Genomic DNA, 13011 nt, shown 5'->3' with positions numbered 1-13011 from the left:
CCGCCGTCTTCGATAACCGCCATGCCTTCTCTTCTCCGCTCGAACCGGGGGCGTGCTATTTCGACAGATATCGATCGTACCATTTGACGATGCGCTGCATCATGTCGCGCACGAAGCTCGGGCGATGGATCGAATGATGCTCGTCCGGATAGATCACCATCTGCGTCGGAACGCGCAGCGTCTTCAACGCCCGGTACATCTGCTCGCTGCCGCTGACCGGCACGTTGAAATCCTTTTCCCCATGCAGGAACAGGGTGGGCGTGACGATACGATCAGCCTGGAACAGCGGCCGGGACACGCGCAGCCATGTATCCCTGCCGCTCCAGAGCGTTCCGAATTCCAGTTCATTGCCATGCGCATAGAGATCGGTGCCGTAGAGCGATGTCTTCGTCCCCGATCCGGCGCCCGATATTGCGGCCTTGAAGCGCGTATCGCTGGCGATGATGAAATCGGTGAGAAAACCGCCATAGCTCCAGCCGCCGACGCCAAGCCGATCGGGGTCCGCGATGCCCTGGCGGACCAGATGGTCGATACCGGCCAGTGAATCGTTGACGTCGCGATTGCCCCAGTCGGCGAATATCCCGCGCCCGAATTCCGCGCCGCGGCCGCTGCTTCCACGATAATTGACCGCCAGCACGGCATAGCCGTTCGCCGCCAGCCATTGCGTGATCGGATCGAACTCGCGGGTATCCTGGCCATAGGGGCCGCCATGGAGCCAGAGGATCGTCGGATAGGATTTCCCCGCGACATAGCCGACGGGCTTCGCCAGCAGACCGGAAACGCGCGCGCCGTCACCGGCCGTGAACGACACATCCTCCCAACCCGCTACCGCGATCCCGTCAAGCACGGCGGCGTTATGGTGGGTGAGTGCGCGGGGTTTTCCGCCGTCCAGCGCGAAGATCTCTGCCGGATGCGCGCTCGACGCGGCCAGTATGGCTGTCTTGCCTGACGCGACCTGATAGTCGTGAAGCACCAGGGACGGCGGGGACATTCGGATCGCCTTGCCGTCCGCGACCGGAATCCTCGCCAGATAGCGCTCGCGGTCGTCGTCGACGAGAACGTGGATCTCACGACCATCCGCCGAAAAACTCGGACGGTTGATGTCGCGGTCGAGCGCCCGCCCGATCGGCCGGACTGCGCCGCCATCGGCCGGCACGATCGCCAGACCGGTTTGATTGTACATCCAGTATTTCGGATCGCTGCCCTGCAGGAACACAATCTGCCGCCCATCGGGGCTCCATGCCGGGCCATAGTCCGCGCCCGGAAAATCGGTCAGCCGCCGAGGCGTGCTGCCGGCGCGCGCCTCGGCGACATGGATGTCCCCATAGTCGCTGTGCTGCCAGTCGCGCTCGCGGCTGCTGACAAAGGCGATGCGCGTTCCGTCCGGAGACCAGGCCGGATCCGATTCCTCGAACTCACCGCCGGCCGTCAATGGCGCGAACGCCCCGGTTGCGGGTTCGAACAGATAGATGCGTGGCGATTTGATCCCGGAATGGAGATAGCCGGAGCCCGCGTCCGTCTTGAAGATGACACGATCGATCACCCAGGGGGACGGCGCCCCCGAAGCCTTGCCGTCGCGCGGCTCTTCCGTTCGCGCGGTGTGCACCAATGCCAGCCGTGTGCCGTCGGGCGACCAGGCGTAGCTGTCGATGCCACCGGCAATGTCGGTGACGCGCCGCTCCGCACCGTCCGCCCCATCATCGATCAACCAGAGCTGCGCGCCCCTCTCGCTGGCGCGCAGGAAGCTGATCCGGCGGCCATCATGGCTCCAGCCCGGCATATGGCCGATGCCGATCCGCACCGGCGCACCGCCGTTCACCGCGACTTTCCAGATGCTGGTGCGCGTTTCGTCGGCACCCACATCCTTCTCCGTCACGGTATAAACAACCTGGGTACCGTCGGGTGAGAGGCGCACGCCGGACACCGTCCGCAGCTTCTCCAGATCCGAGAGCTGCACCGCGCGCGGCGGCGCCGCGAAGGCATGTCCGTCGACCATGACCGCCGGCGACGAGACCAGCACCAGAACGCCATATCTCCGAAGAAACGATCGCAACGACCATCGCGCCGTTGCGGGCATGGATTGATCGGGCATGCTTGCGTCCCTCCATTTTTAGAAACCGGCTCCAGACCCCCGCCTTTTGCTCACCCGTCGAGCATGTCCTTCAGCCAGCGCGACGCCTCGTCGAAAGCGCGGTCGGCGATGCGAGCGACAGATACGGCCTCGAGGAAGCTGTGCGTCGCACCGGGATAGATCACCGTCTGCGCCTTGTTTCCGGCGACACGCAGCTTTTCGGCCATGACGCGCGCTTCGTCGAACATCACGTCGCATTCCGGGATCGCGTGGAATGACGGCGGCAGATCGTGGACGTCAGCGCGGATCGGGCAGGCGAGCGGATTGAGGGCATCGGCGGGATCGGCGAGATAATTCGCCCAGAACGCGGCCATCTCGCCCGAATCCCACATATAGCCGCCATTGCCGTAGCGATCGTAGGACGGCGTGTCGCAGGCGGCGTCATAGGCGCCGTAATTGAGCAGCATCGCCGACACGGCATCGCCGAGACCGGCATCGCGAAGCATCATGCACACGGCGAGCGTCATCGCGGCGCCGGCGGAATCGCCGCCGATCGCGATGCGGGCCGCGTCGATGCCATATCCGCCGCCATTGGCGCGCAGCCAATGCACCACCGCCAGCGTCTCCTCGATCGCGCGGGGAAAGCGCACCTCGGGCGAGAGCGAATAATCGACCGCCACCACGGTGATGCCCGCGCGGCCCGCATATTCACGCATCAGCCGATCATGGGTGTCGATGCTGAAGATCGTCCAGCCGCCGCCGTGAAGATAGACGAGCGCCGGCTGCGCGCTCGCCCCTTCCGGCTGCAATATCCGGATCCTCACGCTGCCTTCGTCCATCGGCACCTGGATTTCGGTGGTGCGCGCCATGCGCGGGCCACCTTCGGTCCAGACGCTGCGCACCTCTTCCGCGATCCTCCGCGCTTCCGGAATCTCGACCGACGCCAATGATGGATGCTGGCGCCAACGCTCGGACATTCCGCGCACGAACGCGCGAATTTCCGGATCGAGGCCGTCTTCGTCGGACTTCACTTCGGTCGAAACGCTGACCGGGGAAAGAGAGATGCTCATTCAGGACTCCAGGGGAAAGGAGGCGCCGGTCCGCGCTCGTCAGGACAAGCGATCGTCCTGCGCCTCCGAACAAGGGATCAGGTTTCAGTATTTTCCGCGAAGCGTGAACATGAAGTTCCGCGGATCACCGTAGAAATGATTGCCATCGGCACTGCTACCGACAGATCCGGCATAGTATTTCTTGTCGAATATGTTGTTGAGATTGACACCAGCCGTCCAGTTATCGGTTACTCTGTAAGTAACCCTCACATCTGCAACGATATATCCTTTCTTTTTCAGGAACACAGACCATTGATCGTCAAGGGGCCGACGAAGCTTGCTTTGCGCGACAATACCAAGCCCGACCGACATGCGTCCGTCATCGAACGGCAGGCGATACAAGGTCCACAGCTTGGCGAGATGTTTCGGCGTGAAGGTTGCGAAGGGCCTGCCCTGATCGACATCGGCTTTCACATATTTCGTCGTATTGTACGTATAGCCGAAGTTCATGCTCCAATCGCTCGTGATCTGGCCATTGAGCTGAAGCTCGATACCGTCGCTGCGCGTCTCGCCGCCCGCGATGAAAGGCGTTGCCCCGCCCTGGTTCGGCGGACCGGCCGTATCCGCGATCGCGCGATTGACCTCCTGCAAGCGGAAGAATGCGAGCGACGTCGTCAGCCTGCCGCCATAGAACGCGCCCTTTATCCCGACTTCGTAATTCGTCGCCTTCATCGGGCCGAGCAAATCGCCTGCACGATTCCTGGCGGTCTGGGGCGTCTGATAGTCGGTGAAGCTCGCATAGGCCGACCATGATTTGGAGAAGTCCCACACCAGCCCGACCAATGGCGTGAACAGCGAGTCGAGCTTGAGCTTGTCGCCCCAGTCATAGGCGTTGGTGCCCCAGATATAGCCGCAGGAATCGGTTTCCCACCAGCTCACGCGGCCGCCCAGCATGACCGTCAGACTGTCGAGCGGCTTGAGCGCGACCTGCCCGAATATGCCGGTCTGGGTGGTGGAGGCCGGAGAATAATATTCGGGAGTCCCCCAATCGGGCCGGGGCACGCTGGCGGGATCGAAATCGAAGATGTTGATCCGATTATCGTCGGGTGACGGATAGGCCCAGGTCGAGAAGGACCGCGTCGCCTGGTGATTGATGCCCAGCAGCACCCGATGCTCCCGCCCCCAGAAGCGCAGCGGTCCGCTGATCGCCAGATCATAGGCCTGTTGCTTTAGGCGGAACCTCGCCTGTTCGAAGAACAGTCCCATCCAGTCTGCCGCGCCGGCTTGGGTCGCGCGATCGATTCCGCCCCAATAATAGGCGTAGTTGTTCGAACTCTTGGTATCCAGATAGTTGAACATCCCCTTGATGCTCCAATCGGAGCCGAGTTCCTGGTTCAATTCGACGAAGGCGTTCTTCGTATTGTAGCGGAACCGGCTCCAGGCCGGGCTCAGCATGGTCGAGCGCGGCAAGCCGATCGAGCCGCCGTCGGTATAGAACGGCACGCCGGGCGTGTTCGGATGCGCATCCGTGTTCTGCCAGTGCGACGCGACGCGCAACGTCGTCGTCTCCGTCAGATCGGCTTCCAGGGTGCCGAACAGCAGCACCTCCTTGAAGTCGGCATAGGGATAGAAATATTGCTTGGTATCGTAGGACGCGACGACGCGGCCCCGCACCTTGCCATCCTTGTCGAGCGGACCGGTGACATCGGCGTCGATATGGTAGCGATCCCAATTGCCGGCCGCCACGCCACCGTTGAACTGGAACGAGTCGAGCGCACGCTTGCGACGCAGATTGATCGAGCCGAACCCGTTGACGCCATTCAGCAAGCCGTTCGAACCGAGCAGGACCTCGACCGCTTCGTACATGGCCATGTTCGGACTGGCGATCTGCTCGGCGGCGGTTTCGGTCGTCATGCCGTCATATTGCGTCGACTGGATCACATGACCGCGCGCGTAATAGGTGTTCTCGATGCTGCTGTCCGCGCCCAGGACCACGCCCGGTGTCTGCAGCAGCACATCGTCGAGGCTGCGAAGATTCTGGTCCTCGATGCGCCCGGCATCCATCACGACCACCGACATCGGCGTTTCGCGGATCGAAAGCGGCGTCCGGCCGATGGTGAGATCGCGCGCGGCCGCATTGCCGACGACGACGATGGCATCCTGGATTTCCTTCGAATCCTTCTCCTCATCGGCATTGGCCTGGGCCATGGCGGGCACGGCATGGAGCAGCGCGAGCGCGAGCGGCACCTGCGCGGCCATCGACAGAGAGGCCCGCTTGAATGAGCTCCGAGAGATACCGCGGCTGAATGAATGGTTGGACATGACTTCTCCCCGTTTTTTTGCGTTTGATCGTTCACGCGCCATCCCGAGGCGCGATGATCGCAAGGCGAGCGAGGCCGACGCGCGAAAGCGCGGCCATCGATCGAATTTTTCAAATTCGGTTTTTCTTTACGGGCGCGAACGACCTTAGGCGGACATCAGACGCACCAGTTGAACGCGATTGGAAATATTGAGTTTTCTGAATATGGACGCGACTTGGAACTCGATCGTTCTTCGAGAACGCACCAGCTTTTGCGCGATCTCGGCATTTCTCAGCCCCTGACTGATCAGTATCGCCACATGCCTCTCCCGCGGCGACAATGACTGCAAGGCACTGATCGACTGATCCACCTTGTCCGGCAGATGCTTTTTATCTTCGGCATACGTGTCGTCATTTTCGACGAAGGTTACGACATAGCATGGGCTCGACCGGATACTGGGCGTTCCCCAACTCACGCCGACCCGAATCCAGAAATTCTCGAGGCCAGGATGCCGGATCTGGCCCACCCATGCAGGGTCATCGCCGGATCGCCGATCCTCGATCATGCCGTTAAGCGAGGCCGGCAGGGGCTCCGATGTCCTCGGCAGCGCGGCGTTCCAGCGCGCATTGGCCGCGCGGGCGCGGGCGTTGCAGAACAGCAATTCGCCATCACCATCGATCAGCATCACCGGGATCGGCATGTCGAGCATCACCTGCTCGAGAGCGCCATATTTCAGCCGTTCATGATCGAGCATGCGCAGGCGGCGAAGCGCCGTCTCGACATCGAAATACAACCCCCTCAGCAGATCCATCGCGCGTTCGGGCAAGGTCTTGTCGAGACTGTCCCAGCCGATGCTGATGACGGCTTCCAGTTCACCATCGCGCCAGAAGGCGGATTGCACGAAGTCCTTCCATTCGTGCGATTTCTTCTTCTGCTCGTCGCGGCGCTGCGGCGCCTCCGGATCGGTGCGCGCGATCTGGGAATAGCTGTACAGCTTCTCGCGCGGATTTCTCTGCAGATAGGGTGCCGCGATGCTCAGGCTGACGGGCGGCCGATATCCGGAATGCCCGGCCTTGCGGGAATGATACAAGGCCCGGCGCGGCTGGAAGCCATCGAAATCGAAGAAGAGCTCGCAGGCTTCATAGGGAATCGCTGTGTCGATGATCTCCACGAAGGAATCCCAGAACGAATTCAGATCGAACGCGGATTTCAGCTTCGAGGGCGAATGGGGCCTGTTTTGCAATCGCTCGATCTTGGACATCTGCATCATGGGATTTCCTCCCTGGCGAGTCCCCCGGCTCTGCGGCCGTTCGTGAAACCCGTGTGACGATTCCGATGCACAAAGGTTACGCAGGAATCGCGACACCAGATAGCGGCCGCAGGTCTGATGTCTTTGCGAGTGGGCCAGCCATGCCGATTGGGGTGAAAGAGCCCAACCCGGCAGCCCATTACCCCATTAATCCGGGCATTCTTTGCGGATGGCGGCACGTCCGATCGGCCTGTTGGCCATGCAATGCCCACCGACGAGCCAGCACTTTACACCTATGCCGAACAGGACTCGCGGTGGGCGGGCGATCAATTGGAAGCCGGGGCGGATGGCGCTTTCGCCTGATCGCGCAATTTGCGGATACGGACGGCGTCGCTCCAGACATCGTTATATTCGCCCGGGTCGTTGATGGCGGCCTCGTAATGGGGCAGCGCCTCGGCATGGCGGCCCATTTCGGTCAGCACCTTGCCCAGCCCTTCCTGAAAGTCCGAATATTCGGGGAACAGCGCCGCATTGCGCCGCGCGCTGGCCAGCGCCTCGTCGAGCCGCTTGCGCTTGATCAGCCATCTGACCAGCGTGTCGGCCTCCACCGGCTGGAGCGGCACGTCATAGCCGAAACGCCGCGATCGCGCGGCCTGATGCGCGGCGAGCAGCGCGGGGAAGTCCTTCTCCGCTATATAGTCGGGATCCTCGGCATCGTGCATGTTGGTATCGGGCAGCCAGCCCTCATACAGCGCCGAAAGCCCATCATAGAGCGTACGGTGCGGCGTCGTGCCGTGATCTTCGCCGGGATAATGGCGGGCCTTCCAGGTTAGGCCCGCCAGGGGATGGGCGGTCATCCAGTCGACCAGCTTCTGGCTGGACTCGCTGATCGTCTTCTCCTTGTCGCCCCAGCTCATGAACAGGAAATGCGGCTGCTTGAGCGTGCCGAGTTTCTGCTCGGCCAGCGTCACATAGGCCTGCTTGTCCCACCATAGCGACGGGCTGACCGCGATATGCGCCTGAAAGGCATCGGGCCGATCGAACAGCGCGATGAAGTTGAACAGCCCGCCCAGAGAATGACCCATCAGCACGCGATACGGCGCGGTGCGATAATGCGAATCCACCCATGGCATCACCTCGTCCGCCAGGAAGTTCGCGAATGCGGCGCCACCGCCCACAGGAATGTCCTTATAGCCCTCGCGTGCCTTCTCGTCGTTGACGAGCGGCGCGGTCAGGTCGCGCGCACGGCGCTGCATCGTCGGCACCGCGATCACGATCATCTCGGGAATGCGGCCGCCGGCGCTCAGGAAATCGACGACGCCAGATGCGTGCAGAAAATGATTCCCGCCATCGAGTACGATCAGCACCGGATAATGCTGCTTCGCCCGGTCATAATATGCGGGCAGCCGCACCAGTATCTCGCGATCTTCCTTCAGCAGCTTCGAACGGATCACGAAGCGCTGGCCGAGTGGGATCGGCCCAGGCTTCGCCGCCACCCCACTCCCCTTTGCCGCCAGCGCCGGCTGCAACGGCGCTACGGATGCCAGCAAGGCTGCAATGCACGTAAATCGCAAGGTTCGCAAAAATCCGCGACGAACAAGAATATCTTCAAGACGGCAAGTCATCATATGAATGATCCATCCTTAAGTATTTTTGCTTAAACCGGTTTTTTGATACGTCTACCAACTTTATCCGCGCTAACAGATTATATAATCTTCGACAAACTTCACTTCATATTCGCGCCATACGAGTCCAACATTGACTCGATGTCGCAATATTTTACGCATCCGCGTGGCCCGAATGCCGCTACCCGATGCACAGGCTCAAAATACCGGAAAAGTGGAAGAAGATTGAGAATCAAGCATTTATACGGATGCGGCACATATTTCTTCACGGCTAAGGCGGTGGCGACCTTCCGCAAGCAAGGCCCGACCTTCCATGAACGTACAGACAATCGCGACGTCCGCCACTCCAGCCTCGGCCGGCGTTACATACAGGCTCCGCAAACCCTATCTTCTCTTCATCGGCGATGCCGCTTCGTCTGGCCATGCCAAGACGGCTTTTGGCATTCGAGACTGGGCGCCCGATGACGTTTTGGCGCAATGGCGCCTTCCGGGCTGCCGCACGGATTTGAACCTGCCTGAAATGGATGCCGCGACGGCCGTCGCCAGCGGCGCCGCTTCGCTGGTGATTGGTATCGCCCCGGCCGGCGGCCGGATTCCGGCGCACTGGATCGATTGCCTGGTCGCAGCCGCCGATGCGGGCCTGGATATCGTCGCCGGCCTGCACAGCCGACTGAACGATATTCCCGAACTCGTCGCGGCGGCGCGACGCAACGGGGTCGCGTTGATCGACGTGCGTGAGCCGCCGAAAGGCATCGCCGTCGCCACCGGGAACAAGCGCAGCGGAAAGCGCCTGCTGACCGTCGGCAGCGACTGTGCGCTCGGCAAGAAATACACCGCACTCTCGCTGGCAAAGGCCATGCGCCAGGCCGGCATCGATGCCGATTTCCGGGCTACCGGACAAACCGGTATCCTTATCGCCGGCCAGGGCCTTCCGATGGACGCGGTGGTCGTCGACTTCGCCGCCGGTGCGGCGGAGGTGCTTTCACCCGATGCCGCCCCCGATCACTGGGATATCATCGAAGGCCAGGGCTCGCTAATCCACCCCGCTTATGCGGGCGTCACCCTTGCCCTGATCCACGGGTCCCAGCCCGATGCGCTCGTGCTCTGCCACGAAGCCGGCCGCGCCCATATCAACGATCAGCCGGCCATCCGGATTCCGCCGCTCGATCAGCTCGCGGAGATGAATCTGCAAGCCGCGCGGTTGACCAATCCCGGCGTGCGGCTGGTCGGTGCCAGCCTGAACACCTCGCGCCTCGACGACAGCGCCAGCGAACGGGCGCTGGACGAAGCGGAGTATCTGCTTCAGGTTCCGAGCTTCGATCCACTTCGCACCTCTCCGGATGCGATCATCAGCAAATTGCAGGCGCCATGACACGAAAACTGGACGTTCAACCGATCTCCTGGCCCCTGAAGGAGCCCTTCGCCATTTCTCGCGGTGTGCAGACCACATCCGAAGTCGTCGTGGTTCGCCTTCACGAACAGGGTGTTCTTGCCCTGGGCGAAGCCGCCGGCGTGGATTATCACGGCGAGACGCCCGAAAGCATGCAAGCGCAGATCGAAGCCGTTCGCGGCGAGATCGAAGCGGGCGCCGACCGCGAGGATCTGCTGGCATTGTTGCCCCCGGGCGGCGCACGCAATGCGCTGGACGGCGCCTTGTGGGATCTGGAAGCCAAGCTTGGCGGCGTGCGCGCCTGGGAAAAGGCCGCCGTTGGCAGGGGCGGCCCGATCACCACCGCGATCACCATCGGCATCCGCGATATCGCCGGCTATGAGGCGCGCGCGCGGGAATTGCACCGCTATCCCTGGATCAAGATCAAGGTCGCGGCCGACGATCCGATCGCCTGTATCGAAGCCGTGCATCGCGGCGCGCCTTCGTCGCGGCTGGTCGTCGATCCGAACCAGGCATGGAGCGTGGAGCAACTGAAGGCATTCGCTCCGCATCTGGCGGGATTGGGCGTCGCGCTGCTGGAACAGCCCGTGCCCGTCGACGGAGACGACGGACTGATCGACTTCGTCAGCCCCGTGCCGATCTGCGCCGATGAGGCGATCGACACCGTCGCCGACCTGCCACACCTGAAAGGCCGGTACGACTTCGTCAACATCAAGCTCGACAAGACAGGCGGACTGACAGCCGCGCTCGAACTCGCAAGGGCCGCGCAGGATGAGGGCTTCAAGTTGATGGTCGGGTGCATGGTCGGTGGCTCGGTCGCGATGGCCCCGGCGATGATCCTGGGGCAGATCTGCGAAATCCGCGATCTGGACGGACCGCTGCTGCAAAGCCGGGATTGGGACAATGGCATCGTCTATGAAGACGGCGTCATGACACCGCCCTGGCCGGACTTCTGGGGCTGACGACAGCCTCGCCCACCGCTTCCGCCGCCCGGTTTCACAAAGGCAGACGCCCGTGAGGGCGCTCAGCCTTCGCAGCGAGAATGGACGATCCGATGACGAGACTTGGCTTCTGTGTCGCCTTGAGCCTTTGCCTGACCGGAACCGCGCATGCCGAGCCGGGGAAAGACGCGGTGGACGCGATCTTCGCACCGTGGGCGAGCAGCACAAGCCCGGGCTGCGCCGTCGGGGTGACCCGGGACGGCAAATCCGTCTTCCAGGCAGGCTATGGCATGGCTGACCTGGAACAGGGCGTGGCGAACCGGCCGGATACGGTCTTCAACATCGCGTCACTGTCCAAGCATTTCACCACCACCGCCGTCGAGCTTCTCGCGCAGCAGGGTAAATTGTCCTGGGACGACGATATCCGCAAATATGTGCCGGAGATTCCCGAATATGGCCGCCCGATCACCCTGCGCCATCTGGCCAATCACACCAGCGGCATCCGCGATTTCCTGACATTGCTGGAATTTTCGGGCTGGAACTGGCTCGACGCGGTCACGGAAGAGCGAATCCTCGGCCTCATCGCCCGTCAGAAGCAACTCAACTTCCCGACCGGAACGGCCTATACCTACAGCAATTCGGGCTATGTCCTGCTGGGGATCGTGGTCAAGCGCGTCTCCGGCCAGCCGCTCGGCGAATTTCTCGGTCGCAACGTGTTCGAACCGATGGGCATGCTGCACACCCGCGTCTACGACGACCGCCAGATGATCATGAAGAACCGCGCGCCAGGCCATTACATGCGCGACGACGGCAAGGGCTTCGCGATCTGGCGCCCCACCTATGATCAGATCCAGGGCGACGGCGCGGTGCTGACCTCCGTCCAGGACATGGCGATCTGGTCGAACAATTTCCTTCATCCGTCACTCGGCCCGAATCCCCAGGGGCTGGTGGATGCGCTCCGGACGCCCGGCACCTTCAACGATGGCAAGCCGGCCAAAGCGAACGACGAAGGTTCGGCCGTCTACGCGCTCGGCCTCACGGTCGGAAACTATCGCGGTCTGCCCGTGGTCAGCCATTCCGGCGGCATTCCGGGTTATGCGACCAACATGCTGCTTTTCCCCGGGCAAAAGCTTGCCGTCACCGTCTTGTGCAACCTTGGCGGTGCGCCCGCGACCAATCTGAGCCGCGCGGTGGCGGACCTGTATCTGCCTAAGGATCTGCTGAAGGGCGCACCGACCGAACTCCCCAAGCCGCGCTATCGCCAGCCAGACGATCGGGCTGTGAAATCCCCGCCCTATACGCTGGAGAAACCCTATTCGCTGCGCGACTATGCCGGGCGTTATGCGAGCGACGAACTCGACGCCGATCATATCCTGTCGGCTACGGGCAACGGCCTCGATCTGCGCGTCGGCTTTCTTCCGGCGACGCACTTCGTGCCCCAGGGCAAGGACATATTCTTCGGCGATGGCGTCACGCTGACCTTCGCCCGCGACAGGAGCCGCAAAGTCACCGGCTATACGCTCAAGGCCGGGCGGGCACAGGGGCTTGTTCTTGTCCGCACACGCCAGTGATCGGGTAACCCTGCAAAGGTCAGACCTTCACGAGCGCCCCGCATAGAGGCTGGGTGACCGCCCAAAGGTCCGCGTGAACATGGCGGTGAAGGCGCTCGGGCTCTCATAGCCGACGTCGAAAGCGACCGAGGCCACCGAATGACCAGCCTCCAGAAGCGAGATCGCTTCCAGCAGCCGCACCTGCTGGCGCCAGAGCGCGAAGCCCATGCCCAGTTCCTCGCGGAACAGACGGGTGAAGCTGCGCCGGCTCATGCCCACCAGCGACGCCCAATCGTCGATCACCCGAGCATCCGCCGGATTGTCGAGGATCGCGCGGCACACGCGCGCCAGCCGCCGATCCGTGGGAATGGTGACGTGATAGGAGATGGTGGACATCCGCCTGATCTCCTCGAGCAGCACGCCGACGAGACGCCCTTCCCGGCTGTCGACATCATAGTCGCACGAAAATCCCACCGCCTCGACGATCAGTGCCCGCAACAGGTTAGAGACTTCGAGCACGCGGCATTTCGACGGCTCGAGGTCATAGACATTGTCGATATACAAAGTGCGCAGCGACGCCGATCCGCGATAGCGCACCTCATGCCTGCAATCGGCGGGAATCCACATGGCGCGGTTCGTCGGGATGATGAAGCTGCAGCGTTCGGTGGTCACTTCCATGACGCCGGATATGGCGTAGAGAAGCTGCGCCTTGGGGTGGCTGTGCATCGGATCGACGAAGCCCGAGATATATTCGTTGCCAAGTCCCACGACCGGCAATTCATCGCTGATGACATCTTCGCTTCGAATCATGCGACTCAGCCCGCCAACATGGATTG

The 13011-nt window shown here is 62.2% G+C and carries 9 protein-coding genes; 3 read left to right on the top strand and 6 right to left on the bottom strand.

Annotated features, from left to right (window positions below; translation table 11 throughout):
• Positions 1-55 precede the first annotated feature (55 nt).
• The 5 genes from ACODTA_RS13940 to ACODTA_RS13920 form a co-directional block, all read right to left on the bottom strand.
• The gene (locus ACODTA_RS13940; RefSeq protein WP_489066515.1) at positions 56-2020 is read right to left on the bottom strand and encodes a S9 family peptidase; all 1965 of its coding nucleotides are present in this window, start codon (positions 2018-2020) and stop codon (positions 56-58) included.
• A 122-nt stretch (positions 2021-2142) separates the two neighbouring features.
• Positions 2143-3141, bottom strand: coding sequence for an alpha/beta hydrolase fold domain-containing protein (locus ACODTA_RS13935; RefSeq protein WP_489066514.1), 999 nt, complete (start codon positions 3139-3141; stop codon positions 2143-2145).
• Positions 3142-3225: 84 nt separating this feature from the next.
• Positions 3226-5379: a TonB-dependent siderophore receptor gene (locus ACODTA_RS13930; RefSeq protein ID WP_489066513.1), complete on the bottom strand. Its 2154-nt coding sequence runs from the start codon at positions 5377-5379 to the stop codon at positions 3226-3228.
• 207 nt (positions 5380-5586) lie between these two features.
• Positions 5587-6681 carry a response regulator transcription factor gene (locus tag ACODTA_RS13925; protein WP_489066512.1) on the bottom strand — a complete coding sequence of 365 codons (1095 nt, stop codon included), beginning with the start codon at positions 6679-6681 and terminating at the stop codon, positions 5587-5589.
• A gap of 314 nt (positions 6682-6995) precedes the next feature.
• The gene (locus ACODTA_RS13920; protein WP_489066511.1) at positions 6996-8219 is read right to left on the bottom strand and encodes an alpha/beta hydrolase; all 1224 of its coding nucleotides are present in this window, start codon (positions 8217-8219) and stop codon (positions 6996-6998) included.
• A 388-nt stretch (positions 8220-8607) separates the two neighbouring features.
• On the opposite strand from ACODTA_RS13920, the gene ACODTA_RS13915 reads away from it, so the two are divergent.
• The 3 genes from ACODTA_RS13915 (at position 8608) to ACODTA_RS13905 (ending at position 12196) form a co-directional block, all read left to right on the top strand.
• Positions 8608-9666 carry an N-acetyltransferase DgcN family protein gene (locus ACODTA_RS13915; RefSeq protein WP_489066509.1) on the top strand — a complete coding sequence of 353 codons (1059 nt, stop codon included), beginning with the start codon at positions 8608-8610 and terminating at the stop codon, positions 9664-9666.
• Positions 9663-10646, top strand: a complete 984-nt coding sequence (dgcA, locus tag ACODTA_RS13910) for an N-acetyl-D-Glu racemase DgcA (protein ID WP_489066507.1) — start codon at positions 9663-9665, stop codon at positions 10644-10646. Before ACODTA_RS13915 ends, dgcA begins: the two co-directional genes overlap by 4 nt.
• A 92-nt stretch (positions 10647-10738) precedes the next feature.
• Positions 10739-12196, top strand: a complete 1458-nt coding sequence (locus ACODTA_RS13905; protein ID WP_489066506.1) for a serine hydrolase domain-containing protein — start codon at positions 10739-10741, stop codon at positions 12194-12196.
• 27 nt (positions 12197-12223) lie between these two features.
• Here the strand turns inward: ACODTA_RS13905 and ACODTA_RS13900 are convergent, their stop codons facing one another.
• Positions 12224-12985 carry an AraC family transcriptional regulator gene (locus tag ACODTA_RS13900; RefSeq protein WP_489066505.1) on the bottom strand — a complete coding sequence of 254 codons (762 nt, stop codon included), beginning with the start codon at positions 12983-12985 and terminating at the stop codon, positions 12224-12226.
• Positions 12986-13011 lie beyond the last annotated feature (26 nt).

This window comes from Sphingomonas sp. FG14 (assembly GCF_057809675.1).
The sequence above is the reverse complement of the archived record's forward strand: the minus strand, read 5'-3'. Positions and strand labels throughout refer to the sequence as shown.

Excerpts from the sequence above, each read along its gene's own strand:
- ACODTA_RS13915 (WP_489066509.1), top strand. The coding sequence starts at position 8,608 with ATGAACGTACAGACAATCGCGACGTCCGCCACTCCAGCCTCGGCCGGC.
- ACODTA_RS13905 (WP_489066506.1), top strand. The coding sequence starts at position 10,739 with ATGACGAGACTTGGCTTCTGTGTCGCCTTGAGCCTTTGCCTGACCGGA.
- ACODTA_RS13935 (WP_489066514.1), bottom strand. The coding sequence starts at position 3,141 with ATGAGCATCTCTCTTTCCCCGGTCAGCGTTTCGACCGAAGTGAAGTCC.
- dgcA (WP_489066507.1), top strand. The coding sequence starts at position 9,663 with ATGACACGAAAACTGGACGTTCAACCGATCTCCTGGCCCCTGAAGGAG.
- ACODTA_RS13925 (WP_489066512.1), bottom strand. The coding sequence starts at position 6,681 with ATGTCCAAGATCGAGCGATTGCAAAACAGGCCCCATTCGCCCTCGAAG.
- ACODTA_RS13900 (WP_489066505.1), bottom strand. The coding sequence starts at position 12,985 with ATGATTCGAAGCGAAGATGTCATCAGCGATGAATTGCCGGTCGTGGGA.
- ACODTA_RS13930 (WP_489066513.1), bottom strand. The coding sequence starts at position 5,379 with ATGGCCGCGCAGGTGCCGCTCGCGCTCGCGCTGCTCCATGCCGTGCCC.